This is a genomic window from Streptomyces sp. NBC_00096 (assembly GCF_045041305.1).
Taxonomy (GTDB): Bacteria; Actinomycetota; Actinomycetes; order Streptomycetales; family Streptomycetaceae; genus Streptomyces.
In genome coordinates, this window is the sequence record NZ_CP108221.1 from 7278113 (window position 1) to 7302393 (window position 24281).

Below are 24281 nucleotides of genomic sequence, written 5' to 3' on the forward strand. Positions count from 1 at the left end.
AACAGCCCGCACCACACCCACCGCTGCCGGTATCGGTATCGGTGCGGGTACCGGTGCCAACGAGGGGGAATCCCGATGTCCGCTGCTCAGCCCGCCCGCGCCACCCTGACCGTCGACGGCCGTGTCCTTTCCTATCTGGACTTCGGCGGCGCCGGCCGCCCCCTGCTGGCCCTGCACGGCCACCTCTCCGAAGGCTCCTCCTTCGCGGCCCTGGCCGCCGCCCTCGGCCCCGAATGGCGGGTCATCGCCCCCGACCAGCGCGGTCACGGCGACTCCGACCGGGCGGGTGACTACACCCGGGCCGGCTACCTCGCCGACCTGGTCGCGCTCCTGGCACACCTCGGCATCGACCGCACCGTCGTCCTGGGCCACTCCCTCGGCGGGATCAACGCCTACCACCTGGCCGCCGAACACCCGGCGCTGGTCGAGGCCCTCGTCAACGTCGAGGGCCCCGTCGATCTCCCCGGCCACGGCGCCGGCCCGCTGGCCTTCGTGCTGAACTTCCCCTACGCCGCCCCCACCCGCGAGGCCCTCCTCGCCGCCTGCGGCCCGCTCGCCCCGGCCATGGCGCCGGTACTGCGCCCGCTGCCCGACGGATCGGGCTGGCGGCTGCCCTTCCACCCGGCGGACACCGTGGACTCCGAGAACCTCGTCCACGGGGACCACTGGAAGCAGTGGCTCGCGAGCGACTGCCCCGCGCTGCTGGTCCACGGCCTGCGCAGCCAGGTCCTGCCCGCCTCCCAGGCCCTGGAGATGACGGACCGCCGCCCCGGAACGGCGTACCGCTCCCTGGACACCGACCACTTCGCCCCGACGGCCGACCCGAAAGGCTTCGCGACCGCCGTCCGGGAGTTCCTCGCCGGGGTCTGATCACCGGCCGGACGTGGCCTGGCGTTGTCCTGGTCGAGGGCATCCGCCGGAAGGTCGGCTACGCGCGCGGGCCCGGGGTCTGTTTGCCGCCCGTGCGGCCGGGGTGGGGGGACGGGAGTTCGCGGAGCCGGTGGACGTGGCGCTGCTGGATCTCCTGGCTGAAGGTCAGGAAGTCGGCGACCAGTTCCAGCTGTTCGGCGGAGTAGCGGGTCCGGACCTGCCGGCCGGCGTCGTCGAGGAAGGGCGCGAGCAGCCCGTATGCGCGCTGGGCCGTGTCGGGGGTGACGCGGACGAGGGTCTTGCGGCGGTCGGTGGGGTGCGGGGTGCGGGTGACGCAGCCGAGCTTCTCCAGGCGGTCGAGCATCGTGGTGACGCTCCCGGTGGTCAGGCCGAGCCGTGTGCTCAGTTCGCGCGGGGTGGCCTCCTCCGTGGCCAGGAGGATCTCCAGGCAGCGCAGGCCGGTCTCGTTCACCCCCATCAGCCGGGCCAGCTCCCGGTCGAAGTCGTCGACGGAGGCCTGGTAGGCCTGCACCGCCCCGCCCAGCCGCGATTCGACGGTCTCGAGCTCCCAATCGCTTGACATTCAAGATACCTTCGCTCATGGTGTTAATCGCTTGAGATTCAAGATACAGGAAAGTCCAGTTATTTTAGGGAGTGGCCATGTCGTCCAGTACGACCGACACGGGGGAGAAGTCCGCCACCGGCGCCAGCGGGGCGGTGCCCTACCCCAAGCGGTGGGCGGCCGCGTTCGTGATGATCCTCGCGGCGCTCCTGGACATGATCGACGGTTCGATCGTGAACACCGCACTGCCCTCCATCGGCAAGGGGCTGGGAGCCACGCCCGCCGAGCTGCAGTGGACCGTGTCCGCGTACATGCTCGGCTTCGCCGCCGCGCTGATCATCGCCGGACACCTCGGTGACCGGTACGGGCGCAAGGAACTGTTCATGACCGGCGTGGTCGCCTTCGCCGCCGCGAGCCTGGCCAGCGCACTCGCCGGCAGCGCGGAGGTGCTGGTCGCCTCCCGGGGCGTCCAGGGCGTGGCCGCCGCGATCCTCATGCCCCAGATCCTCGCCTCGTTCCGCACCATGTTCGACGGCGAGGAGCGCGGGAAGGTCTTCGCCCTCTACGGCGCCATCGCCGGCATCTCCACCGCCGTCGGCGTACTGCTCGGCGGCGTGCTGACCGACTGGAACCTCTTCGGCTGGGGCTGGCGGACCGTCTTCGCCGTCAACCTCCCCCTCGCCGCCCTGGTCCTGATCCTGGGCGCCAAGTGGATCCCCGGCTCCAGGGACCGCTCCTTCACCGGCCGCATCGACCTCGTGGGTAACGCCGTCCTGGCCGCGGCGATGATCGCCATCGTGCTGCCGCTGGTCCAGGGCCGCTCCAACGGATGGCCGCTGTGGGGCTGGATCTGCCTGGCCGCCGGCGTCCTCACCGTCATCGCGATCGCCGTCGTCGAGTCCAGGCGCGGCATCGAGCACCCGCTACTGCCCACCGGCCTCTTCAGGAAGCCCGCTTTCAGCGCCGGACTGCTCATCCAGCTCCTCTTCTACGGGGGCATGTCCGGCTTCATGCTCGTCTTCACCATCTGGCTGCAGACCGGGCAGGGTTACACCCCCGCCGAAGCCGGCCTGCTGATGATCGCCTTCAGTTCGGGATCCATCCTCGCCGCCCCCGCGGTCGACCCGCTGGTCGCCAAGCTCGGCCGTACCGTTCTGATCATCGGCGCCCTGGTCATGGCCGGCGGTCTGTTCTGGGTCCGGCAGACGGTCGGGGACTCCGCCGAATTCCACACGGGCGCCTGGCCGCTGGTCCCGGGCCTGCTGCTGGCCGGCGTCGGCCTGATCTTCTTGATCATCCCGCTGGTCAACACGACCCTGAGCACCGTGCCCGCCCACCTCGCCGGCGGCGCGTCCGGCATCCTGTCCACCGCCCAGCAGTTCGGCGGAGCCCTCGGTGTCGCCGTCATCGGCAACGTCTTCTTCTCCCACGCGGACAAGGGCCTCACGGGCGCCATCACCCACGCGGGCCCCTGGGCGACAGCCGCCTACCTCCTGTGCGCGGTGCTCTGTCTGGCCCTGCCCCGCAAGGCCGTCGGCAACCAGGCCGAACCGGCCCTCTGACCACCCGCCCCGGCCACGTGCCCGGCCCCTGCGTGCGGCACCACCCCACCCCACTTCTCCACGGAACGAAAGCGAACCCGTCAAGCCGACCGCCCTTCAGCGGCCTGGGCCGTCCGGGCGGCCCGGCGCAGGCGGGACCGGGCCGGGTCCTGGGCGGCGTACGTACTTGCGCCGGTCCGTTCCTGGGGGTTCGCCCGCACGAAGAGGGTGACGGTGACCTTCTCGGTGAACCCGTTGCGCCGCATCATCGAGGCCGAAGCCGCGTTGCTGCCCTCCACGTCGGTGATGATCCGGGATGCGCCCGCCGCGAAGAGCGCGTCACAGCAGCGCCCGACCAGAGCGCTGGCGACCCCCCGGCCCCGCGCGCGCTCCTCCAGCGCGATCCACTCGAGGTAACCCCAGTCCTCGCGCTCGTCGTAGGACAGCGACCCGAGCACGAAGCCGAGCAGCCCCTCGTCGTCACGGGCGATCCAGCAGGCGTCCGGTTGGGCGTCCCAGTGCGCGGCCACGGACGACAGCGACCACGAGGTGTAGGGCATCGAGTTCACGTCGAAGGCCCGGTGGCCGAGATCGAGGACGGAGTCGAGGTGGGTCAGCTGCAACGGGATGATCTCGGCATCGGTCATGTCCGCGATGATGGCATACGCACAAATATGGGCGCGTATCGGGTCGATGGCGGAGCGTCGGTCGCGGGCGGCGAAGCCCCCGCCGATCCGGGGGGCGTTGAGCGTTCGTTTATCCCCCTTCCATCTCCCGGCCACATGATGGGCGGGCGGGGTACGGCGAGGGGGATCCGGCCGTCGGGCGGATCGCGGCGTACGCCGGGAGCGAGTGGGGGGCCCATGACCACGGCGGCATTCAGGAACAAGGCGCGACTGCGGTACTCGATCGCCTTCATCGGCCACGAGGACCTCGAAGGGGAGATCGAGAGCGTCTCGCACCAGGAACTGCGCGGGGACAACTACTACCAGGACCTGCCCGAGCCGTCGGACTGGACGGGCGCCCTCAAAGGCGTCCAGCACCGCAAGGACGCCGAGCGGCAGGCCGTGAACCTCCTCGCCGACGCGATCTACCACCACCTGGGCTGCCGGGACACCGCCCAGTACCGGACGCGGATCAGCGCCGTCCGCAGGGGCACGGTCGACCTGTACTCCGACATGGGCCCGTGCCACTCCTGCCGCTCGGTGATCAAGGACTTCCGGTCGGACTTCCCGACCCTCGCGCTCGATGTCCGCTACCGCAACGCGCTGTTCAGCGGTGGTACCGCGAGGCTGCTGACGGCCGGTGACGGCCTCTACGGGAGCTACGGCGTCGGCGACGCCGAACAGGGCGCCGGCGGGCTGTGGGTCAAGAGCCACCCGGGCAGTCCCCTCGCCGCGGCCACCGCGACCTTCGACGCCAAGGTGGCCGGACCCGACGGCTACCGCTTCCAGGGCACGGTCACGGCGGTCGACCAGCAGCCCCACGCCTCGTTCCTCTACCCGGCGCCCAGCGCCACCGCGGCGCCGCTCGACGAGGTGGCCGCCGCCCTGGACCTAGTCGCCGGGTCCGTCCGCGACCGGATGGCCCCCGGCGGGCAGATGCGCCCGCAGTCCTTCCGGCAGTGGATCCGCGGCATCGACCAGGGCACCGTCCGGCTCGTCTGCGAACGCGGACCGGGCCAGGCCGGCCGGACGGCCGTCGCGGCGTTCGCCGCGGACTTCCCGAAGGTGCGGATCGAGGTGTCCTACGAGGCTCCGGCCGCCCAGGCCGACGGCTACGGGTACGCCGACGCGACCGCGCGCCCCGCCGGCACCTGGCTGAAGATCTTCCCCGCCACCCGCTGACCGGGTCCCGACCGGGTCCTCGCACGCCGTGACCCCGGGCCCGGACCCGGGCCGGGGTCACTCCCCGTGCCAGATCCTCCGGTACGCCTCCCGGTAGCCCCGCGGGTCCCAGGAGGTGGCCCCGCCGCTGTTCGAGGCCGTCACCACGTGAACGGGCGCCACGTAGCCGCTGGCGGGCCGGTCCGCGAAGGCGCGGTTGAACTCGTCGACGATCTGCCACCCCTGCTGGGTCAGCGGTTCGGGGACGGTGGCGGCCTGGTACTGCCCGCTGTTGATGCGCTGGAAGGCGGAGGGGTCACCGTCGCCCGCGCCGATGTTGAAGGGCGGCCCGGCGCCCGGGCGCCCGGCGGCGCGCAGTGCCGGGGCGGCGTCGGCGAAGTAGAGGTCGTTGATCGCGACGGAATCGGTCCACCGGCCCCCGAAGCGGGACACCAGGGAGGAGACCTGCTGCGGGGTGCGCTGACTCGCGTCCGGGATGGGGATGTTCTCGGTCGCCAGCAGGGTGACTCCGGGGCAGGCCGCGAGCCGGTGTTTGATCATCTCGGACTTGCCGTGGGCGAACGGGATGGAGTCGTCCGTGAAGACGACGGCCCCGGCGTGGCCGTCGGACCGGGCGATGACCCAGTCCGCGCTGACCTCCGCGACCTCCTCCACGTTCGTGGTGACGTTGGTGAAGAGCGGGGGATTCGTGCTCGGCCCGGGGGAGCCGACCGCGTGCCAGCCGACCAGCTCGATGCCCCCGGCCCGCGCCCGCGCCGTCTGCTGCGCCGTGAGCAGGGGATCGAAGCCGCCGATGACGATGCCCGAGGGCTTCAGGGTGACCGCCTGGCTGAGCGCGGCCTGGATGCCCGCCGGGGTGCCGTCCCCGTCGATGACCCGGACCTGCCAGCCGATGGCCGCCGCGGCCTCCCGCAAGCCCCCGGCGACTCCGGCGACACCGGGGTTCGTCATGGTCTGGGCCACGTAGACGATGGTCTTGCCGGTAACCGCCTCGGGGCCGGTCGTCGGTCCGTTCCAGGAGAGGTCCGTACGCTCGGCCCGCTCGACGGCCGCCTTCGCCCGCGCGAGTACGGCCGGGCAGCCGGCGGCCGTGGGCGAAGCCGTGCCGGAGCCCGGGGAGGAGCCGCCCGCGCACCCCGCGAGGAGGGCGGAGGCTGCCGCCCACAGGGCCGCGGCCGCAAGGATGCTGGTGCGGTTCGGGTACACGGTGCTCCTGACCGGGAGTGCGCTGGAGGGGTTACGGGGCTTCGGCCGCCGGCGGCGCCGACGGCCCGGGCGGCCCGGCGGGCGGCCCGCCGCCGCGTCCGCCGGTCGGCCCGTGGGCTGCTTCGACGGGTGGCCCGCCCGGCGGTGGCCCGTCCGTCGCGGCCCGCGTGCGCAGCCGCCGCCGGGCCGCGTACCCGGCCAGGCCGACCGCCAGCAGCAGGGTGCCCCCGTTGAACAGCGGGGTGGCCCAGAACTGGGCGCCGAGCTGGCCGATGCCGGCGAGCCCGACGGCGAGCACGCCGACGGCCACCAGGGTTCCGAGCGCGTTGGCCCGGCCGGGCCTGATCGTGGTGGAGCCGAGCAGCGCGCCGACGAAGGCGGGCAGCAGGTAGTCCAGGCCCACGCTCGGGTTGCCGGTCTGCTGCTGCGCGGCCAGCAGGACCCCGGCGATGCCCACGACGAGCCCCGATCCGGTGAAGGCGTAGACGGAGTACCTGTGGGTGGGGATGCCGATGATGCCGGCGGCGCGGGGGTTGGAGCCGACGACGTAGAGGTACCGGCCGAACGGCAGGCGTTCCAGCACCACCCAGAGCACGAGCACCGCGGCGAGGACGTAGAAGGCGGGAACGGGCAGACCGAGGAACCGGGCATCGTAGAGACGGGTGAACGCGGCCGGCAGGCCGTCCGGGCCGGGCACGATCCTGCTGCCGTCGGTGAGCCATCCGGTGAGGGCGTACATGATGCTGCCGGTGCCGAGCGTGGCGATGAAGGAGTCGATCCGGGCGAACTCGACGACGGCGCCGTTCACCGCACCGACCAGCGCCCCGCCGAGGACGACGGCGAGGCAGGCCAGCGGCCAGGGCGTTCCCCGGTCGACGACGAGGTACATCACCATGACGTGGGCCAGCCCCAGCCCGTAGCCGATGGACAGGTCGAACTTCCCGCTCGCGATGGGGATCGTCGCGCCGAGTGCGAGGAGGGCGGGGATCGACTGGTTGGACAGGATGGAGGACACGTTCTCGCGGGTGGGGAAGGTGTCCGGCAGGGCGACGGAGAAGCCCACGAAGAGCAGCGCGGTCAGGGCCAGCAGCCCGTAATTGCCGACGATGTGCCCGCGCGGGGACCAGGGGGTCACGGGGCCGTCGTGCTTCCGGTGATCGGCGGCATGGCCGAGGCGGCGCGGGTCAGCTCGACGGGTGTCAGCTCGCTGCCCGCCGGCTCGGCCGCCACCGATCCGCGGACGAAGACCAGCGCGCGGTGGCAGAGAGCCGCGACCTCCTCGAAGTCGGTGGACACCAGCAGGACCGCCAGGCCCCCGGCCGCGGCCTCGTCGAGCAGCCGGTGGATCGCCGCCTTGGCCCCGACGTCCACGCTCGCGGTCGGCTCCTCGAGGACCAGCAGACGCAGGCGCCCGCGGAGCGCCCGGCCGAGGACCACCTTCTGCTGATTGCCCCCGGACAGGGTGGCGATGGGCACCTCGCCGTCGCGCGGGCGCACCGAGAACCGTTCGATCAGGGCGGCGCTCTCGCGCCGCTCGCGCCGGGGGCCGAGCCAGTGCCACGCCGGTACGCCGGATGCCCGGGGGTTGGCCAGGAAGTTCTCCCGCACCGTCAGATCGGGGGCGCAGCCCTCCTCCTGGCGGTTGGCGGCCACGAAGCCGACCCCCCGGGCGAGGGCGGCGGCCACGGTCCGCGGACGGTACGGCAGGCCGTCGAGCAGGGCCCGCCCGCCGAGCAGCGGCAGTGCCCCCGCGAGGGCGCGGCCCAGCTGCATGTGGCCGGCGCCGGTCAGCCCGACCATGCCGAGGATCTCTCCGGGCGCCAGCTCCAGGCTGACGGGCCCGGAGCGCCGCGTCGTCACGGCGTCGAGGCGCAGCACGGGAGGGCGTCCGGCGGCCACGGCGGCGGCAGGCCCGCGCCCGGCCGGAACGCCGCCCGCGATGTCACGGACCAGACGCGCGGGACCGTACCCGGCGAGCGGACCGCCGCTGACGAGCCGTCCGTCGCGCAGGACGGCGAAGGCGTCGGCGACGCGGTACACCTCGTCGAGCCGGTGGCTGACGTACAGGACGGCGTGTCCCCGGTCGCGCAGAGCGTGCAGCACGTCGAAGAGGCGGGCGCAGTCCGCGGCGGGGAGCGTGGCGGTCGGCTCGTCGAGCACGAGGAGCTCGGCCCGCCGTGCGAGGGCCCGGGCGATGGCCACCAGGGAACGCTCGGCGGGTGCGAGGTCCGCGATCCGGGCGTCGGCTTCCAGGTGTCCGGCGACGGTCCGCAGGGCCTCCCGGCAGCCCTCCCGGGTCCGCCGCCAGGAGATCAGACCGCTGCGGCGCGCGTAGCCCGTCCCCAGGGCGATGTTCTCGGCGACCGTCATCCATTCGACCAGCCCCAGGTCCTGGTGGATGAAGGACATCTTCGCGGAGGCGGCCTCGGACCCGAGCGGGTGCCCGGCCACCGTCACCTCGCCCTCATCCGCCCGGTGGACCCCGGCGAGCACCTTGATGAACGTGGACTTCCCGGCGCCGTTGGGGCCGAGGAGGGCGAGGACGCTTCCGCGGTGCAGATCGAGGCCGACCGAGTCCAGCGCCACTGTGCCGCCGAACCGCTTCCCCAGACCGCGCACCCGCAGGAGCGGTTCCCCGCCGGGGCTCGTCGAGGTGCCGGAAGGATCATGGGCGTCATGCACGGACGTCTCCGGGGCCGACCTCGGATCCCCCTCTCGGGAGGGCGGTACAGGGAGGATGCTACTGGCATGGAAGGGGTATTCAGTGGCATGGCGGTGGGTAAGCCGCATTCACGACTGGATCGGGCCTGGTTTTCGGAGACGGCCTAGATCTCGTCCAGGGCGCATTCGGCCCAGATCACCTTGCCGCCGGGCGTGTACCGGGTGCCCCAGGACTGGGCCAGCTGTGCCACGAGGAACAGGCCGCGCCCGCCTTCGTCCGTGGTGGCCGCCCGCCGCAGGTGCGGGGCGGTGCTGCTGCCGTCGGAGACCTCGCAGATCAGGGTGCGGTCGTGGATCAGGCGCACCTGGATCGGCGCGGTGCCGTAGCGGACGGCGTTGGTGACCAGTTCGCTCAGCAGCAGCTCGGCGGCGAAGGAGACCTCCTCCAGCCCCCAGTGGGCCAGCTGGCGGGTGGCGGCGGCGCGGATGGCGGACACCCGCGCGGGATCGGCCGGCATGTCCCAGGTCGCGATCCGGTCGGCGGGCAGGGTGTGGGTGCGGGCGACGAGCAGGGCGATGTCGTCGGAGGGGTGATCGGGCGCCATGGCCTCCATGACCGCCCGGCAGGTTTCCTCGGGGCTCCGGTCCGGGTGGGCCAGGGTGCGCCGGAGCAGCTCGAGGGCGACGTCGATGTCGCGGTGGCGGTCCTCGACGAGCCCGTCCGTGTACAGGACGAGCGTGCTGTCCCGGGCGAGCTCGATCTCGGCCGTCTCGAAGGGCAGACCGCCCAGGCCCAGCGGCGGGCCGGCGGGCAGGTCGGGGAAGGTCACGGTGCCGTCCGGATGGACCAGGGCCGGCGGCAGGTGGCCGGCCCTGGCCATGGTGCACTGCCGTGAGGCGGGGTCGTAGATGGCGTACAGGCAGGTGGCGCCGACGATGCCGGTGCTGCCCGTGGCGTGGTCGCCCCCCTCCTCCCGGTCCATGCGCACCAGGAGGTTGTCCAGGTGGGTCAGGAGCTCGTCGGGGGCGAGTTCCAGTTCGGCGAAGTTGCGCGCGGCGGTACGCAGCCGCCCCATGGTGGCGGCGGCGTGCAGCCCGTGTCCGACGACGTCGCCCACGAGGAGGGCGACGCGGGCGCCCGACAGGGGGATGACGTCGAACCAGTCGCCGCCCACCCCGGATTCGGCGGGCAGGTAGCGGTGCGCGACCTCGACGGCGCCCTGTTCGGGCAGGCCGCGGGGGAGCAGGCTGCGCTGGAGCGCCAGGGCCAGGGTGTGTTCCCGCGTGTAGCGGCGGGCGTTGTCGATGCACAGGGCGGCGCGGGCCGCGAGTTCCTGGGCCAGCCGGCTGTCGTCCTCCCCGTAGGGGGCGGGGTCCTGTGCGCGGTAGAAGCTCGCGATGCCGAGCAGGACTCCGCGGGCGAGCAGCGGGACGGCGATGAGGGAGTGCACGCCGCGCGCCATGACCTTCCGGGCGCGCTCCGGGTCCTGGGCGATCCAGCCGGCCGCGGAGTTCAGCTCGGGTTCCAGGAACGTGTGCCCCTCGGTCAGGCAGCGCAGTACCGGATTCCCGGGGTGCAGCGTCACGTGCCGGCCGGCCGGGTAGAAGGGGCAGTCGTCGCGGATGCCGTGGACCACGGCCCGGTACAGGTCGGTCCCGGGGCCGACCGGGTCCTCGCCTTGCCGGGGGCCGACCGGGTCGTCGCCGCGCAGTACGGCCTCGGGCAGGTCGACGGTGACGTAGTCGGCCAGGGCCGGGACCGCCATCTCGGCGAGCTCCCGGGCGGTGCGGCCCACGTCCAGGGTGGTGCCGATCCGGGTGCTGGCCTCGGCCAGCAGCTCCAGGCGGCGCCTCGCCTCGATGGCGTACTTCCCGACCTCCGGCTCGCCCACCAGCACCAGGCCGCGGACCGTGCCGGGCCGGGGCCCGGTGGCGGGCAGCGGCTCGGCGGGGCCCGATCCGGCGACCCCTGACCCCGGCCCCGGCCCCGGTCCGGCCGGATCCGGTGCGGACGGCCACGGCTCCGGTCCGGCGGGCCCTGCCTCCGGCCCGGCGGGCGGCGGTCCGGTGCGGGAGGCATCGGTGCGGGAGGCGCCGGTGTGGGCGGAACCGATGGTGTGGGATGAGCCGATGGTGTGGGATGAGCCGATGGTGTGGGAGGAGCCCGTCGCGGACGCGCCGGTGCGGGGTGAGAGCGGGAGGTGGTGGACCGGTGGCGTGTCGCTGCTGAGGACGGCCTCGACGACCATGCCCTCCACCCCGGAGCGGCTCGTGACCGGCCGGCTCAGCAGGGTGGCCGCCCGGCCGTGGGGGAGCGCCACGGCGACGGCCGCCCGCCGGTAGGAGGAGATCAGCTCGGTCGCCCGGTCCTTGAGGATCCGCTGATCGCGCGGGTCCAGCGCGAGGTCGACGACCTCGTCCACCCCGTTCAGGCCGTCCGGCCCCATCCGGCCGTCCGGTTCCGCAGGGCCGGCCGGCCCTGCGCGGGGCCCGTCGTGGGTGCCGGTGCCACCCCCGCCCGTCAGGGCGCGCCGTTCGGCATCGAGGTACGCCCGCAGCAGCCCGCGCTCGCGCTCCGAGCTCTGTTCCGTCAGCCGCCGCTCGATCGTCCCGGCCGCCCGGCGCAGCAGGACGGCGAGGGACGGGCGCTCGTAGGCGTGCGGGTACCCGAAGCAGAGCACGCCCGCGATGCGCCCGCTGAGCTGGTCGCGGATGGGTATGGCGCAGCAGGCGTTCGACTGGGCGCGTTCGGCGAAGTGCTCCGCGCCGTAGACCTGTACGGGGCCCCGTTCGGCCAGCGCGAGGCCGATGCCGTTGGTCCCGCCGAAGCGCTCGGCGAAGACGAAGCCGGGCACGGTCTGGATGGGGGGCAGGCTGCGGGCCAGGGAGGGCTCGCCGAAGCGGCGTTGCAGCACCGTGCCGCCGGCGTCGGCGATGGCGATGTTCATCCGGCTGCCGGAGAACCTGGACTCCAGCTCGTCGAGGACGGGCCCGGCGGCGCGGACGAGCCGGCTGTCCGGATCGAAGTCGTCCCGGTAGGGCAGCTCGGTCCCGTCCGGCGACAGCCCCAGCAGCCGGCAGCGCAGCCAGGAGTTCAGGATCGGACCGCGCACCCCGGTCCCGACGGCCTCGCCCACCAGGAAGCGCTCACGGGAGCGTGCGGGGCCGATCTGCTCTCCCGTGACCCCCATCTGCATCACTTCCCCTGGCTGGGTGTGGGTCGGTGCCGGTCCGTGCCGTCCGTGTGATGAAAGTTGAATCAATGCGATTGAGTATATTCTCGCCCATTCGCGACTTCAGAGGAGAGCGACCGGATTGACCGGGGATCCCGTCCCTCCGGGCACGTTGAGCGGCGTCACGACGATCATGAACTCGTAGCGTCCGGCCTCCGCGCACGCGACGGACAGCGCCTCCAGATCCAGGTTGTCCAGCAGGGGCACCCCCATGGCCGCCACGGCCAGTGCGTGGACGGGGGAGTGGAGGCCCTCGACCGGGGAAGGCCGGACGTCGCTGTCCCCGTCCGCACCGAGCAGGCTGACGGCCCGCTCCGCCATGAGCGGCATCGCGTCCACGTGGAAGCCCGCGCTGGCCGCGTCGACGTCCCACGGCCCGAGCTCGCGACGGCGCCGGAACCGGCCGGAGCGCAGCAGCACCGCGCACCCGTCGTCGACCGCCACGCCGAGCGCCCGCTCGCAGGCGAGGACGTCCCGGGCGCGGACCGCGCGTCCGGGCTCCAGCCAGTCGACCCCGAGGGCGGCGGGCAGGTCGAGGAGGACGCCCCTGGTCACGAGCGGTCCCAGCGCCGCCACCGAGCCGAACCGGGCCCCGCCGGAGCCGATGACCTCACGCGCCGGATGACCACCGTAGAGCAGCCCCCGGTAGGCGATGTGCGACAGGGCGTCGAGGTGGCTGACTCCCTTGCCGTGGTAGTCGGCGCCGAGGAAGTCCTTGTGGGCGGAGGGCTCCGGGGGCTCCAGATCACCGAGATCGGACATGTAGTGCAGGGCGGGCCTGGCGTTGTCGGGGCCGGGCCGGGTGTTCCAGGGCAGCCCCAGGGGCACCGTCGTACCGTCCCTGACCAGGGTGGCGGCCCTGCGCACATGGTCCGGGGTGACCCGGTTCCAGGCACCCCGGTCGGCCGGGACCCAGCGGCCCCACGTACGGAGCGAGGCGAAGAGGGCGTCGAATTCCGCACGGGAGACCCGGGGGACCTCCGCCGGGCCGGTGCTCACGGGCATGGGGCGCTCCAGACTCGGAGGGCGGCGGGGCGGCCCTTCCGTCCGCGCATCCCTACCCGGTCCGGGCCGCGGCCGGACACGTGAGGGGGCGGGTGAACCCGAAGTGGCGGCAGGCCGCCCCGCAGGGGCAGGCTGTACTCATGAGAGCGCCCGTGCGCTCGCCCCCGGGACGGGGAGCAGGCGGTCACCACCAGGTCCTTTTCGCCCTCGCGGAGTGCGTGCCCTTCGCGATCGCCCTGCTGGTGCTCCTCATCGAGCTCACGCCCGCGCACGTCGTGTACACCGGACCCCTGCTGGTGGCGACGCCCGCCCTGGCGGCGGTGACGATGGGCCCCGGGGGCACGCTCGCGGCGGCGGGCGTGGCCGTCGCCGTCAGCGTGACCACCGCCACCTACAACGGGGCGTGGGGCGGCCAGCAGGTCTACACGAACTTCCTCGCCCTGTTCCTGGTGTCGGCGGCGAGCTTCATCACGAGCCGGGCCGTGCGTACGCGCCGGGAGAGCGAGCTCAACCAGATCCGCCGGATCGCCGTGGCCGCGCAGGAGGTCCTGCTACGGCCGGTGCCGGCCCGGCTGGGCCCCGTACGGGCGGCCAGCATGTACCTGGCGGCGGAGACCGGGGCCCAGATCGGCGGCGACCTGTACGACGCGGTCCAGACCCGGTACGGGGTCCGGATGATCGTCGGTGACGTACGGGGCAAGGGACTGCCCGCCGTACGCGCCGCCGCGGTCGTGCTCGGCGCGTTCCGGGAGGCCGTGCACTACGAGGACGACCTGGTGGAGGTCATCAACCACTGCGGGGCGGCCCTGCGCCGGGACGCCGTCGTCATGGGCGCGGGGGCGAACGGCGCCGACGACTCCCTCCGGGAGGCTTTCGTGACCGCGCTCGTGGCCCAGATCCCGGACGGCCCCGCCCTCGAGGTGATCAACCGGGGCCATCCACCGCCGCTGCTGCTGCGCGACGGCACGGTCCGCTCCCTGATGCCCGCCGTCCATTTGCCGCCGCTCGGTCTGGAGGAGTTCATCAGCGGACCTCCCGGCGGGACGGACACCTATTCGTTCGCACCGGGGGACCGGCTGCTGCTCTACACGGACGGCGTGATCGAGGCGCGTGACGGCCAGGACGCCTACGCCTTCTTCGATCTGCCCGGGGCCATGACGGCGATGTGCGACCACAGCGGACAGGCGTTCCTGGAGGGTCTGCGGCAGGGATTGCTCCACCACACCCGGGGATGCCTGGCGGACGATGTGGCGGTCATCATCGTCGACCGTCTCGAAGACGGGACCGGCGTCGGCCGGCACTGAGCGGGGGAGAGTGCGGTGCGGTGCGGTGCGGTGCGAGGGTGCGCACCCTCGCACCCTCGCACCGCCGGTCGTGGCGCCGCCGGTGTCAGCAGCGGCGGCGGTCCTGCGTGATGGTGCCCTGGGCCGTGGCCACGGTGCGGTCGTAGCAGCCGCCGGGCACCGCGCTGCCGTACGTCCGGTAGCGGGCGGAGGTGGTGGCGACCGCGTGCCGCTGGTCGCGCGGAACGTTCGCGGTGTAGCTCGCGTCGCCGGTGTACTGGTCGTCGAGCCGGGACCGTTCGACCTCCCGGCCGCCGCGCAGGGTGACGGTGTCGGCGCGGTCCCCGAGCGTGATGACGGTACGGAGCCGGTCGCCCGCGCCCAGGGTGGTCTCGCCGTCCATCGTGTAGGTGCGGTTCGTCCGGGTGGTGCTCGTCCCGCGCGTCACGCTCTCCTCGTCGGTCCACGTCGCGGTCAGCCCGTCGCGGTCCTCGCCCTCCGTCCAGCGGTGCACCGAGGTGTTGTGCACGGCGCGGGTGACGGTGGTGGTGACCCGGCCGTGCGAGGTGTCCAGATAGCCGGCGACGGTCAGCCGGTGGCCGCCCTCGGTGTCCAGGCGGTGCTCGGCGCCGGGCGCGGCGGGCGTCCAGCGCGAGGAGTTGGCCGGATCGCTCTGCTCGGCGCGGGTCAGGGCGCCGGTGACGACCTCCCGGGCCGCGTCCTGCCAGACCAGCAGGTTGGCGGGGGTGCCCCAGCCGCTCTGCCCGGCCGGTACTCCGGCGACGGACACCTCGACGTGGTGCGGGCGGCCGTCGTTGAGGAGGGCGGCGTACGGGGTCAGGTCATAGCGGATCGGCTGGACCTCGAAGGCGCGGGGGCCGGGGGTCACGTACCAGAGGAAGGGGTTGGACCAGCCGCCGGTCCACACGGTCGGGAAGGGCGCGGCGATGCCGGCGAGCTGCCCGTCGACGGAGATCCGGACCTCGCGGTAGGGGCCGTCGGCCGCCTTGCAGGAGTACGGGGCCGCCTCGGGGGTGGTCATGTACCAGTACTCTTCGCAGCCGCCGCCGGAGCCCGTGGCGTACACCTCGGCGAGCAGCCGCTCGGTGTTGCGCGGGAGGGTGACGTCCGGGGTGGTGAGCGCCAGGACGCGGTCCGGGGTGCGGCCGGGGTCCGGGCGGGCGGGGCCGGGGCGGCGCTCGGCCGCGTAGAAGGTCAGCACGACCTTGACGTCGATGACGCCGGTGTAGGTGTCGTTGACCACGTTGCCGATGAGCATCTCCACCGGCTGCGGGCGGCTGAAGGTGTCGCGGTAGTGGGTGACGTCCTTCTCGACCGACCAGGCGATGCCGTCCGGTGAGGGCTCGGGGGTGGAGGTGTGGAAGATCTCCACGCCGCCGACGGAGAGGTGGCCGAGGCGGTCGAACTGGCGGCCCTTGACCTTGCCGTCGAGGCGGAGCACGACCTTCGCCCAGTCGGCCGTTCCGCAGCCGGTGGGCGGTGCGTAACTGCCCTGGTACGGGGTGAAGTCGCGGAACTGCGCCTCGGCGAGGGTCACTTGGCAGGACCTGGTCCCGGGGTGGGCCACGGGCGGGGCGGGGGTGAGGGGGTCGTGCCAGTCGGTTCCGAACTCGGCGGGCGGCGGTTGTGAGCCGGGTACCGCCGGTGCGGGGGAGGCGGCCGCGGGTGCGCCGCCGGGTTCGGCCACCGCCGGGCCCGCGGCGGCGAGGGTGGCCGCCGCGAGGGTCAGCGCGCCGAGCACGCCCATGATCCTGTGTCGTCTCATGGGCCCGCAGTGAAACCCGGCCCGCTGCGGGAGCGCCAGGGCGGCGGGTCCGCCCTTGGCCGGATCCGGACCGTTCCTCGCGGATCCGCGGGGGCCCGATCGGCAGCTGCGCCGTCCTACCGGAGGCCGGTCAGCCGGCTGTGCCCCGGATGCACATGGGCGAGGAGCTCGGCCAGGTTCCGGCGCTGGGCGCCGTCCAGCAGGGGAAGCGCACCGGCAAAGTCCTGCTGGTCCTTGGGGCGGTTCGCCTTGGCCTTGAACAGCAGCGCCAGCTCCGGTGCGAGGAGGGGAACCCCGTCCGGCGTGTGGCGGATGACCGAGCTGTACGCCAGGCGGATCGACGGGTCGCGCCGGCAGATCCAGGTCGGGCCGTCATGCGGCTCGCGGTCCACGTCCACCAGGAAGTTCCCGGTCGACGGGTCGCGCAGCCAGGTCTGATGGCCCAGCCCGGACACCTCGGGCGTGAGCTCCCAGAGGTGGTCGGACGCCACGACGTCGAAGGCGAACCCGGGGAACTGCGCCCGGATCTCGGGGACCGGCCGGCCGGGACGGCGATCTCGAGGTCACCGTGGGCGCGGCTCCGTCCGCCGGTGAACAGGTCGACGGCCCAGCCCCCGGCCACGTACCAGGGGACCGCGACGCCTGCCGGCCGGGCCGCCACCTCGGCGGGCGTCCGGGCGCCGGCCCACCTGGCCCCGGCCCACCTGGCCCCGGCCTCGGAGTCGGTGATCTCGACGCCGCCCGGGGGCAGTTCGCCGGGCAGCGGCGCGGTAGTACGGGGGGTGACGGGATGCTACGCGCCACCACCTGGCCCCGCCGGGGCCCCCGGCCGGGCTGCGATGCCGCCGTGCGCCTCGAGCCAGTGGCTCAGGGCCATGACGACCGCCACCGTGGCCAGGATCGCCACCCCGCCCAGCCGCAGGATCATGTCGTAGGCCTCCTCGGGCGCCCGCTGCGGCGTCATCGCCGAGATCGCCGCCGCCGTCCCGGCCAGGGCGATCGCTCCCAGCGTGACCAGGAACGTCATCAGTACGCCGGATGCCTCCCCTGCCCTGGCCGGAGCGACGACCTGCTGCGTCGCCACGCTGGAGAAGGTCCAGCCCAGCCCCAGTCCCAGCCCGCACCACGCGAACACCGGCACGTACAGCCACCAGGCGCTGACCTCGGTCAGCGCGTACATCCCCGTGCCCGCGATGCCCCCGGCCAGTGCCATCACGGCCGTCGTCCGCATGTGCCGGGCCAGCCGCGCCCCGAGCGGTCCGCTGAGCGCCACCATCAGCGCCGGGGCTAGGAAGACGGTGCCCGCCAGGAGCGGCGAGAGGCCGCGTACGCCCTGGAGGTAGAGCGTGGAGAGGAAGACGGTCGCGACGAAGCCCATGTTCGACAGCGAGCCCAGCACGGTCACCAGGACGTAGGGGACGTTGCGCAGCAGCCGCAGGTCGATCAGCGGGTGCGGGGTCAGCCGCTCCCGTACGAGGAACAGCCCGCCGGTCACCACGGCCACCGCGAAGAGGGTGAGGGTGCGCGCGCTGTCCCAGCCCCAGGCGTCCGCGCGCTCCACGCCGGTCGTCAGGGTGGCCAGCGAGCAGACGATCAGGGCGCAGCCCAGGAGATCGAGCTCGCGCGGCACCGACGCGTCGCGCGAGTCCGGGACGTACACGAGCGCGACGAGCAGCGAGAGCAGGCTCAGCGGCACCATCACCCAGAAGATCCAGCGCCAGCCGGGCCCCTCCGTGAACCCTCCGCCGACGAAGGGCCCGAGCGCGGTCCCGATGTTGGCGACACCGAACACGGCGCCCAGGGCCTTCATGCGGCTCTGCTCGGGAAAGGTGTTGGTGATCACGGACACGGCCACCGGGAAGACGAACGCCGCACCCACCCCCTGCGCGATCCGGGCCGCCACCAGCGGGCCGAGGCCGGGAGCCAGCGCGCACCCCACGGAACCGGCCGCGAACAGGGCCGTACCGGCCAGCAGGGTGCCCCGCCTCCCGAAGACATCGCCCACCCGGCCTCCGACGATGAAGAAGCAGCCGATGGCGAGCATGTACGCGGACAAGCTCCACTGAGCGGCCGAAACCGTGACGCCGAGCTCCGCCGAGATGCCGGGAATGGCGAGATTGAGGGCGAAGAAGTCGAGCTGGATGCAGAACAGTGCGACGGCGACCGCGATGAAGGCACCGGTCCGGACTGCCGTCGAAGACGCGGTGTGCATGAGAGCGTTCCTCTCAGCCGATCCTCGTCCCATTGTGGGGCGGCCCGCCGGGCTCCGCAGCACGGTGGTGGTCCCGGCCTGGTTCCGCCGGGCGGTTCCGGTTCAGGTCTTGGTGAGGACGCAGAGGTCGCCGTCGTCAGGGTCTCCCAAGTACGCCCAGAGCCTGGGTGCCCCGCGGGTGCCGCCGGCCTCGTAGGAGGCGGCCAGTTCACCGTCGAACTCGATCCGGACCTTGGTCACCGCCACCCGCTCGCCGGGCGCCGTCGAGGTGTCGGCTTCCCACGGACCGTAGCCGGTCTTGATCTGCTCGTCCGCGGTCCCCGGAGGCTCGGGCGCCGTGGAGCCGGATGCCGTGGACTCGGTCGCCGCGGGCCGGGATGCCGCGGGCCGGGGCGCCGCGGCATCGGGCGCCATGGACAGGTAGTCCCCGCAGATCTTGTCGGCGACGAAGAGGTGCCCGTCGGAGAAGGTGAGGCTTCCGCCCCTCCCGTCCGTCCACGTCCCCATCAGTTCCGCCCCGCTCAGGGTCTGGGGTGTCCCGGGTGGCGGCAGCGGGAACAGCCGGCCGCATCCGCACAGCAGCACGCCGATCAGCCCGAAGCCCAGCAGGGCGCGGGCCGTCGTCCTCGCCCCGGATCTCCGGTATCGCATCCGCGCCGCCCCCTGATCGCACCGGCCGGCGTGCAGCCGTCACCGCGGCCGAGCTCCGTGCCCTGACCGGGCCCCACCCTACCGAGGTATTGAACGCGTTCAGGTGGTGGGGTCCTGTGGGCCGGGGGCGTCGAGGAGCCGGGGGCCGTCGTTGCGGACGCTGTTGACGGCCGTGGACACGGCGGTCACCGAGAGGCGGCCGTCGGCCGGGGTGTGCAGGAGGGCGCGGAGGTCCACGGTGTCCTGGTGCGAGGGGTCGAGCCACGCCTCGTAGTCGCCCGGGTGGAGGACGAGCGGCATCCGGGGATGGATGCGGCCGGCCGCGTCGGTGGCCTCGGTGGTGATGATCGTGGCCGTGGTGAGCCAGGCCGCCGGGTCGTCCTCGTCGGTGACGGCGGGGTCGCGCCAGAACTCGTACAGCCCGGCCATCGCCATCACGGATCCGCTCTCGGGCCGGATGAAGTACGGCTGCTTGTACGCCTTGGCCGGCCCGGAGGCCGGCACGGCGACCCACTCGTAGAAACCGTCCGCGGGCAGCAGGCAGCGGCGTTTGGCCAGGGCCCGACGGTAGGCCGGCTTCTCGTGGACCGTCTCCACCCGCGCATTGATCATCCGTGATCCCACGGCCGGATCCTTCGCCCAGGACGGGACCAGGCCCCATCGCACGGGGCGCAGGCGCCGTTGGACCTCCCCGGTGTCACGGGCGGCGCGTTCCAGAACCGCCCACACCTCGTCGGTGGGCGCCACGTTCCAGGAAGGGCCGAGTACCCGGGCCGGGTCGAGGCCGGCGTCGAAGAGGCCCGCGAGGTCTTCGGGGCCCCGGGAAGAGGCGTAGCGGCCGCACATGCCGTTCATTGTCCCACCCCGCTCCCGCCGGGAAGGGGCGAGCGCGGCGAGTGCCCCTGCGTGGAACCCCTCCTGGGGTTGACCGGTCACAGCGTGTTTGAGGCGCGTGCTCCGGGCCAGACGAGGGGGGATCGCGCATCCGGAACCGGTTCGGATCCGGTCCGTATCCGGCCCCTATCCGATGGAGGTCCCGAGGTGGGAAACGCGTCGCGTTTACCCGGCAGTGCCGAGCACCACTGGTTGTGGCAGGAGGGGGCCGCCTGCCGGGAACTGGGCTCGCGCCTCTTCTTCCACCCCACGGGCGAACAGAACCCCGACCGAGAGGCGCGCGACGAGGCGGCGAAAGAGGTGTGCGCGCTGTGCCCGGTGCAGCGCGAATGTCTGAGGCACGCGCTCGAGGCGGGGGAGACGTTCGGGATCTGGGGCGGGCTCACCGAGGGCGAACGGCGCCGGTGCGGTGCCGCTGGAGGGGAGAGGCCGGCGCTGTCCCGCCCCGCCTGAGCAACGGGCACGGCCCCCGCCGGTACGGGGCCGTGCCCGGCTCCGCGGGTCTCAACAGGGGCGGACCGGCTGGAGGTTGTGGACGTAGCGGGCGGAGACCCAGCCCTTCGATCCGTGCAGGCGGTACCACACCGGGTTGCCGTCCACCCAGCCTCCGCGCTTCTGGCACGAGAGGAGCACCCGCTCGTGCGGGCGCAGCTGCTTCACCACGCCCGAGTACGCGGTCGGCTTCTCGCGGACGTTGAGCGGAGCCCGGGACTCCACCACTCCCACGGGGCGGGTCTCCGCCTTCGCGTGCCCACCGCCGGGACCGTCGGCCGCCCAGCCGGCCGTGCCCAGCGGCCCGATCAGTACTCCGGCCGCCAGGACGTGCGTCAGCAATGCCTTCTTCACCATCGGGATCCACTCTTCCTGTGTCGCCTGGGCGTGGCTCCGCGGCACCTGCCGCCGATCACCCGATCGACTATCCACCGCCGGGGCGGGGGCCCGGAGGGAACACGCCCTCCGTTGCACCGGATGGCCCAGTCACCCGCGTCCGAGGCGGTCGCTGCCGGAGCGTCACGGCAGCGATCCGGGCCGGGGTCGCATGTCGAGGTGGACCTGGACCGTCGTCCCCGTGGCACCCGCGTGGATGCGGACCAGTGTGGCGAACTCGTTGACCAGGACCAGCCCGCGTCCACCGGGCCGCTCGACGGGCGGCGGTACGCGGCCGGCGAGCGGATCGCTCAGCAGCCCGGAGTCCCTTACGTCGCACACCAGTTGATCTGCTTCGACCCAGAGCCGGAGGATCCCGCTGCCGCCGCCGTGCACCACGCTGTTCGTCGTCAGCTCGGCCACGGTCAGTGACAGCGCCGCACGCGCGTCGTCGGCCGTACCGAGCCGCGAGGCGATCTCGGTGGCGAACCGGCGTGCTCCGTGCAGGCGCCCCGCGTCGAACCCGAAGGCGGCCGCGTCTTCGGGGCGGGTCAGCGGCTCGTTGCCGCGCGCGAAGGCACGGCCGGGCGAGAAGGCGGCGCTCACGCGCTCCCGGCCGTCCTCGATGACGGTCGGATGGGTGACCCGCGCATCGGCGAGCACCCCGGCGGGCAGGGCTTCCGCGTCGTACGGACACAGGACGGTGACGTCCCGCCCGCGGAAGGCGGCGTTGATCAGGGCTTCGTGCTGGACGCATGCCGGGTACTCCTGCGGGGTGCGCCCCGGCCAGACGGGCTCGCCGATGATCCGGACGTGCCCGGACCGGTGGGCGTCGGCGAAGGGGAGGAGGACCCCGGGGAGGATCCGTCCCGGATTGCGCCCCGCCAGCGTCATGTCGAGGAAGCGCACGCCGGGGGCCGGCTCGGTGTCCAGGCCGGCGAGTTCCGCTGTGATCAGCCCCAGGTTCCCGTTCGGCAGGGCGACGGCGACGGGCTCTCCGGCCTGCGCGCCGGCCCTGATGAAGGGCGCCAGAGCGGCCACGTACTCGTCCTCGCCGCGGTAGAAGAGCGCCGGGTGCTCGAAGGGTGCCGCAGGGGTCGTACGGCCCATCACGTCCCGGGCGCCCCGGCTGGTCATGGCGGTCCCTTCCCGATGGCGTCCCCTGCATGAGGGGGCTCATAGCCGCTGCTGCCCGGGAATCGGTGGGTCATGCCACTGTGTGCCCATATCGGCTGTATGCCGACATCGAGGTCGGTGCCCCGCTGCCGGGGCGAGGCGGCGCTGAGCCTACGAGGCCCGCCCACGACGTCCGCCTGCGAGGCCCGCCCACGACGCCCGGCGACGATGCTCTACGACGTGACGGTCTCGTCGGTCAGAAGGCCAGTCCTCAGCCGTTCCGTGATCCGGTTCAGCAGGCGGGAGACGTGCATCTGGGAGAGGCCGAGCCGGTCGCCGATCTCGGACTGGGTGAGTTCCTCCCCGAAGCGCATGGCCAGGATCTGCCGGTCGCGGTCGCTGAGCGTGGTCAGCAGGGGCTTGAGCGTTTCCAGGCATTCGATGCGGTCGTACGCCGCTTCCTCCGTGCCGAGCGAGGAGGCCAGCGGTGTCACGTTCGTGTCCTCGCCGAGGGGTGCGTCGAGGGAGCCGGCGGTGTAGCCGTTGGCGGCCTGGAGGCCCTCGACCAGCTCGTGTTCGGTGATTCCGAGCTGTTGGGCCAGCTCACGGTCGGACGGCCGGCGGCCCAGCCGCTGTTCGAGGACGTCGTACGTCTTGGCGATGTCGAGCCGGAGCTCCTGCAGCCGCCGGGGGACCTTCACCGACCAGCTGGTGTCCCGGAAGAATCGTTTGATCTCGCCGGTGATGGTGGGGATCGCGAACGTGGCGAACTCGATCCCGCGTTCCACGTCGTACCGGTTGATGGCCTTGATGAGGCCGATCGTGCCGACCTGGATGATGTCCTCCAGCGGTTCCCGGCGCGTGCGGTAGCGGCGGGCCGCGTACTTCACCAGGCTGAGGTTGAGCTCGACCAGGGTGTTGCGCACGTAGGAGTACTCGGAGGTGCCCTCTTCCAGGGTGTCCAGGCGCCGGAACAGCGCGGTGGACAGGGTCCGGGCGTCCGCGGTGCTCACGCCGACCGGAGAGTCGGGGATCTCGAGCGGAACCGCCACACCGACCGGAGCAGGGGGGATCTCGGTCTGGAGGAGATCCGGGCCCGCGGTGTCGCAGGCCATCGGGGACATGTGTGACACGGATACCGTGGGTGACATGTGAAACCTCCGACGGATGGAACTGCGCCAACAGGCGCAGCGGAGAACCGTCGTCGTCTTCCTGATGGGTTCATACCCCGCGAGGGGCGTGTTGACCCACTTTCCCTCGGTCCCTTCCTCCCCGCTGCGCGTCAGTCGAGGCTGAGCCGGATCACCTTGTCGGTGACGGGTGTGAGGCACCGGGTCTCGCTGCAGGCACCGTAGCTGACGACCGCTTCGGCTTGGTGGGAGCCGGTCTGGCGGACCGGCAGGGTGAACGTCACGGCTCCGTCCGAGTAGACGGGGAGCTCCACCTGGAGCCCTGCGGGCCGGAGCAGGCGGATCGGGCGGTCCGTCGCCGGTTTGCCCGTGGCGGTGAGGTCACCTTGAACGGAGAGCCGGGTCGGGATGCCCAGCCCGTCTATGCCCTCCGGGGGAAGATCGATGCTGTACAGGTGGAACCCGGTCTGCCCAGGACTGAACGTCGCCCGTATCTCACGCTGACCGCTGGACGTGGGCAGCAGGGCGACGGTGACCGTGACCCCGTTGGCCGTGGAGTGCGCTGTGGGCCCAGTGGGCCGGGCCGTCCCGCAGCCGCTGATCAGGAGGGCCGACGTCACGGCCGACGCCACTGCCGACACAGTGCCCGCCCCCAGCCCGGCACTGCGCCGAGTTCGGATCTTCACCGGCTGCCGGCGGGCGACCACCGGGTCAGGAAGTCGCTCACCTGGCCGGGGTTCATGGTTCCGGCGCTGGAGAAGGCGCCGTCGTCGGTCGCGGTCCGCAGTTCACCGTCCGATTTCAGGACGACCAGCGCCGGGATCCCGCTGGTCTGCAGGTTGACGTAGTGCGCGGCCACATCGAGGTTGTGGTCGAACTTGCCCACGTCGACGGAGACCACGACGTAGTTCTTCTGCAGCAGTGGCTCGACCTGGGCGGAGCGGAACATCACGTCGAGTGCCCGGCAGTCCGGACACCAGTTGGCGCCGAAGTCGACGAGGACTTCCTTGTGGTCCTTGGCGGCCTCGGCCACGGCTGCCTGGATGTCGGCCTTCGCGTCGCGCTTGGCGTCGTAACCACGGGGAAGGGCCCGCGCGGCTGCCGAGGGCGTCCCCGGGAGGGAACTGCCGCTGGGCGAGGCCGCGGTGGACGGCGCGCCGGTCGTGGCGGAGGACGCGGTCGCCGTGGAGGCGGGCGCCAGTGCGGTGGTACTGGTCGCAGCGCACCCGGCGGTGAATGCGACTCCGGCCATCGCGGCTGCCGTCCCGATCGTCCCGAGGCGTATCCGGCGCATGAGGTTCCCTCCCGTGAGTGATCAGTCGCAGGAGGATAGCCGGGCCGGTCCGCCGCTGTTCAGGCGGGCTGACCTCGGCATTCACGGGCGGGTGAACCGGGAGCGAATGCTCCCGTGAGGTCC

22 protein-coding genes and 1 pseudogene are annotated in these 24281 nt (G+C 73.0%); 5 read left to right on the top strand and 18 right to left on the bottom strand.

All coding sequences use genetic code 11. The annotated features are described in order from the left end of the window. Window positions 1–75 precede the first annotated feature (75 nt). Window positions 76–870, top strand: coding sequence for an alpha/beta fold hydrolase (locus OG904_RS32495; protein ID WP_405497184.1), 795 nt, complete (start codon window positions 76–78; stop codon window positions 868–870). A 58-nt stretch (window positions 871–928) separates the two neighbouring features. Here the strand turns inward: OG904_RS32495 and OG904_RS32500 are convergent, their stop codons facing one another. Next, the gene (locus tag OG904_RS32500; protein WP_405497186.1) at window positions 929–1453 is read right to left on the bottom strand and encodes a MarR family winged helix-turn-helix transcriptional regulator; all 525 of its coding nucleotides are present in this window, start codon (window positions 1451–1453) and stop codon (window positions 929–931) included. Window positions 1454–1530: 77 nt separating this feature from the next. On the opposite strand from OG904_RS32500, the gene OG904_RS32505 reads away from it, so the two are divergent. Further along, window positions 1531–2994, top strand: coding sequence for an MFS transporter (locus OG904_RS32505; RefSeq protein ID WP_405497188.1), 1464 nt, complete (start codon window positions 1531–1533; stop codon window positions 2992–2994). An 80-nt stretch (window positions 2995–3074) separates the two neighbouring features. Here the strand turns inward: OG904_RS32505 and OG904_RS32510 are convergent, their stop codons facing one another. Next, window positions 3075–3620: a GNAT family N-acetyltransferase gene (locus tag OG904_RS32510; RefSeq protein ID WP_405497190.1), complete on the bottom strand. Its 546-nt coding sequence runs from the start codon at window positions 3618–3620 to the stop codon at window positions 3075–3077. A gap of 216 nt (window positions 3621–3836) precedes the next feature. Between OG904_RS32510 and OG904_RS32515 the strand changes: the two genes are divergently transcribed. Next, on the top strand, window positions 3837–4820 hold the full coding sequence (locus OG904_RS32515) for a deaminase domain-containing protein (RefSeq protein WP_405497192.1): 984 nt from the start codon (window positions 3837–3839) through the stop codon (window positions 4818–4820). 57 nt (window positions 4821–4877) lie between these two features. Here OG904_RS32515 and OG904_RS32520 read toward each other — a convergent pair whose 3' ends face one another. The 5 genes from OG904_RS32520 to OG904_RS32540 form a co-directional block, all read right to left on the bottom strand. Beyond that, window positions 4878–6026 carry a substrate-binding domain-containing protein gene (locus OG904_RS32520; RefSeq protein WP_405497194.1) on the bottom strand — a complete coding sequence of 383 codons (1149 nt, stop codon included), beginning with the start codon at window positions 6024–6026 and terminating at the stop codon, window positions 4878–4880. Between the two features lie 31 nt (window positions 6027–6057). Beyond that, window positions 6058–7161, bottom strand: coding sequence for an ABC transporter permease (locus OG904_RS32525; protein ID WP_405497196.1), 1104 nt, complete (start codon window positions 7159–7161; stop codon window positions 6058–6060). Continuing rightward, a complete protein-coding gene (locus tag OG904_RS32530) occupies window positions 7158–8708 on the bottom strand; it encodes a sugar ABC transporter ATP-binding protein (RefSeq protein ID WP_405497198.1) in 1551 nt (516 codons plus the stop codon). Before OG904_RS32530 ends, OG904_RS32525 begins: the two co-directional genes overlap by 4 nt. A 143-nt stretch (window positions 8709–8851) precedes the next feature. Continuing rightward, window positions 8852–11878 (bottom strand): SpoIIE family protein phosphatase, encoded by a 3027-nt coding sequence (locus OG904_RS32535; RefSeq protein WP_405497200.1) that lies wholly within the window; start codon window positions 11876–11878, stop codon window positions 8852–8854. Window positions 11879–11983: 105 nt separating this feature from the next. After that, entirely contained in the window at window positions 11984–12925 is a 942-nt protein-coding gene (locus tag OG904_RS32540; protein WP_405497202.1) for a cyclase family protein, read from the bottom strand. Between the two features lie 140 nt (window positions 12926–13065). Here OG904_RS32540 and OG904_RS32545 point away from each other — a divergent pair, with 140 nt between their 5' ends. After that, window positions 13066–14229 carry a PP2C family protein-serine/threonine phosphatase gene (locus tag OG904_RS32545; RefSeq protein WP_405497204.1) on the top strand — a complete coding sequence of 388 codons (1164 nt, stop codon included), beginning with the start codon at window positions 13066–13068 and terminating at the stop codon, window positions 14227–14229. Between the two features lie 85 nt (window positions 14230–14314). On the opposite strand, the gene OG904_RS32550 is transcribed toward OG904_RS32545, so the two are convergent. From OG904_RS32550 to OG904_RS32575, 6 genes and pseudogenes are all read right to left on the bottom strand, one after another. Continuing rightward, window positions 14315–15994, bottom strand: coding sequence for a peptide-N4-asparagine amidase (locus OG904_RS32550; protein ID WP_405497206.1), 1680 nt, complete (start codon window positions 15992–15994; stop codon window positions 14315–14317). Between the two features lie 116 nt (window positions 15995–16110). Further along, the gene (locus OG904_RS32555) at window positions 16111–16485 is read right to left on the bottom strand and encodes a hypothetical protein (protein WP_405498421.1); all 375 of its coding nucleotides are present in this window, start codon (window positions 16483–16485) and stop codon (window positions 16111–16113) included. Between the two features lie 101 nt (window positions 16486–16586). Then, a pseudogene (locus OG904_RS32560) lies at window positions 16587–16655 on the bottom strand (hypothetical protein); the annotation flags it as partial. 132 nt (window positions 16656–16787) lie between these two features. Continuing rightward, the gene (locus OG904_RS32565; protein ID WP_405497208.1) at window positions 16788–18206 is read right to left on the bottom strand and encodes an MFS transporter; all 1419 of its coding nucleotides are present in this window, start codon (window positions 18204–18206) and stop codon (window positions 16788–16790) included. Window positions 18207–18308: 102 nt separating this feature from the next. Beyond that, window positions 18309–18857, bottom strand: coding sequence for a hypothetical protein (locus tag OG904_RS32570; protein WP_405497210.1), 549 nt, complete (start codon window positions 18855–18857; stop codon window positions 18309–18311). 99 nt (window positions 18858–18956) lie between these two features. Beyond that, the gene (locus tag OG904_RS32575) at window positions 18957–19703 is read right to left on the bottom strand and encodes an SOS response-associated peptidase (protein WP_405498395.1); all 747 of its coding nucleotides are present in this window, start codon (window positions 19701–19703) and stop codon (window positions 18957–18959) included. A 195-nt stretch (window positions 19704–19898) separates the two neighbouring features. Here OG904_RS32575 and OG904_RS32580 point away from each other — a divergent pair, with 195 nt between their 5' ends. After that, the gene (locus tag OG904_RS32580; protein WP_405497212.1) at window positions 19899–20204 is read left to right on the top strand and encodes a WhiB family transcriptional regulator; all 306 of its coding nucleotides are present in this window, start codon (window positions 19899–19901) and stop codon (window positions 20202–20204) included. Between the two features lie 51 nt (window positions 20205–20255). Here OG904_RS32580 and OG904_RS32585 read toward each other — a convergent pair whose 3' ends face one another. From OG904_RS32585 to OG904_RS32605, 5 genes are all read right to left on the bottom strand, one after another. Continuing rightward, window positions 20256–20600, bottom strand: coding sequence for an SH3 domain-containing protein (locus OG904_RS32585; RefSeq protein ID WP_405497214.1), 345 nt, complete (start codon window positions 20598–20600; stop codon window positions 20256–20258). 162 nt (window positions 20601–20762) lie between these two features. Further along, entirely contained in the window at window positions 20763–21728 is a 966-nt protein-coding gene (locus OG904_RS32590) for an anti-sigma factor RsbA family regulatory protein (protein ID WP_405498397.1), read from the bottom strand. A gap of 239 nt (window positions 21729–21967) precedes the next feature. Beyond that, window positions 21968–22885, bottom strand: coding sequence for a SigB/SigF/SigG family RNA polymerase sigma factor (locus tag OG904_RS32595; protein ID WP_405497216.1), 918 nt, complete (start codon window positions 22883–22885; stop codon window positions 21968–21970). A gap of 131 nt (window positions 22886–23016) precedes the next feature. Next, window positions 23017–23484, bottom strand: coding sequence for a hypothetical protein (locus tag OG904_RS32600; protein WP_405497218.1), 468 nt, complete (start codon window positions 23482–23484; stop codon window positions 23017–23019). A gap of 62 nt (window positions 23485–23546) precedes the next feature. Next, on the bottom strand, window positions 23547–24158 hold the full coding sequence (locus OG904_RS32605; protein ID WP_405497220.1) for a thioredoxin family protein: 612 nt from the start codon (window positions 24156–24158) through the stop codon (window positions 23547–23549). Window positions 24159–24281: the final 123 nt, after the last annotated feature.

What these genes read in the sequence shown, in the direction of transcription:
- OG904_RS32515 (WP_405497192.1), top strand. Translation starts at nt 3,837, where the DNA reads ATGACCACGGCGGCATTCAGGAACAAGGCGCGACTGCGGTACTCGATC.
- OG904_RS32495 (WP_405497184.1), top strand. Translation starts at nt 76, where the DNA reads ATGTCCGCTGCTCAGCCCGCCCGCGCCACCCTGACCGTCGACGGCCGT.
- OG904_RS32550 (WP_405497206.1), bottom strand. Translation starts at nt 15,994, where the DNA reads ATGAGACGACACAGGATCATGGGCGTGCTCGGCGCGCTGACCCTCGCG.
- OG904_RS32505 (WP_405497188.1), top strand. Translation starts at nt 1,531, where the DNA reads ATGTCGTCCAGTACGACCGACACGGGGGAGAAGTCCGCCACCGGCGCC.
- OG904_RS32595 (WP_405497216.1), bottom strand. Translation starts at nt 22,885, where the DNA reads ATGTCACCCACGGTATCCGTGTCACACATGTCCCCGATGGCCTGCGAC.
- OG904_RS32500 (WP_405497186.1), bottom strand. Translation starts at nt 1,453, where the DNA reads ATGTCAAGCGATTGGGAGCTCGAGACCGTCGAATCGCGGCTGGGCGGG.
- OG904_RS32605 (WP_405497220.1), bottom strand. Translation starts at nt 24,158, where the DNA reads ATGCGCCGGATACGCCTCGGGACGATCGGGACGGCAGCCGCGATGGCC.
- OG904_RS32585 (WP_405497214.1), bottom strand. Translation starts at nt 20,600, where the DNA reads ATGGTGAAGAAGGCATTGCTGACGCACGTCCTGGCGGCCGGAGTACTG.
- OG904_RS32590 (WP_405498397.1), bottom strand. Translation starts at nt 21,728, where the DNA reads ATGGGCCGTACGACCCCTGCGGCACCCTTCGAGCACCCGGCGCTCTTC.
- OG904_RS32575 (WP_405498395.1), bottom strand. Translation starts at nt 19,703, where the DNA reads ATGTGCGGCCGCTACGCCTCTTCCCGGGGCCCCGAAGACCTCGCGGGC.
- OG904_RS32570 (WP_405497210.1), bottom strand. Translation starts at nt 18,857, where the DNA reads ATGCGATACCGGAGATCCGGGGCGAGGACGACGGCCCGCGCCCTGCTG.
- OG904_RS32510 (WP_405497190.1), bottom strand. Translation starts at nt 3,620, where the DNA reads ATGACCGATGCCGAGATCATCCCGTTGCAGCTGACCCACCTCGACTCC.
- OG904_RS32545 (WP_405497204.1), top strand. Translation starts at nt 13,066, where the DNA reads ATGAGAGCGCCCGTGCGCTCGCCCCCGGGACGGGGAGCAGGCGGTCAC.
- OG904_RS32565 (WP_405497208.1), bottom strand. Translation starts at nt 18,206, where the DNA reads ATGCACACCGCGTCTTCGACGGCAGTCCGGACCGGTGCCTTCATCGCG.
- OG904_RS32540 (WP_405497202.1), bottom strand. Translation starts at nt 12,925, where the DNA reads ATGCCCGTGAGCACCGGCCCGGCGGAGGTCCCCCGGGTCTCCCGTGCG.
- OG904_RS32535 (WP_405497200.1), bottom strand. Translation starts at nt 11,878, where the DNA reads ATGGGGGTCACGGGAGAGCAGATCGGCCCCGCACGCTCCCGTGAGCGC.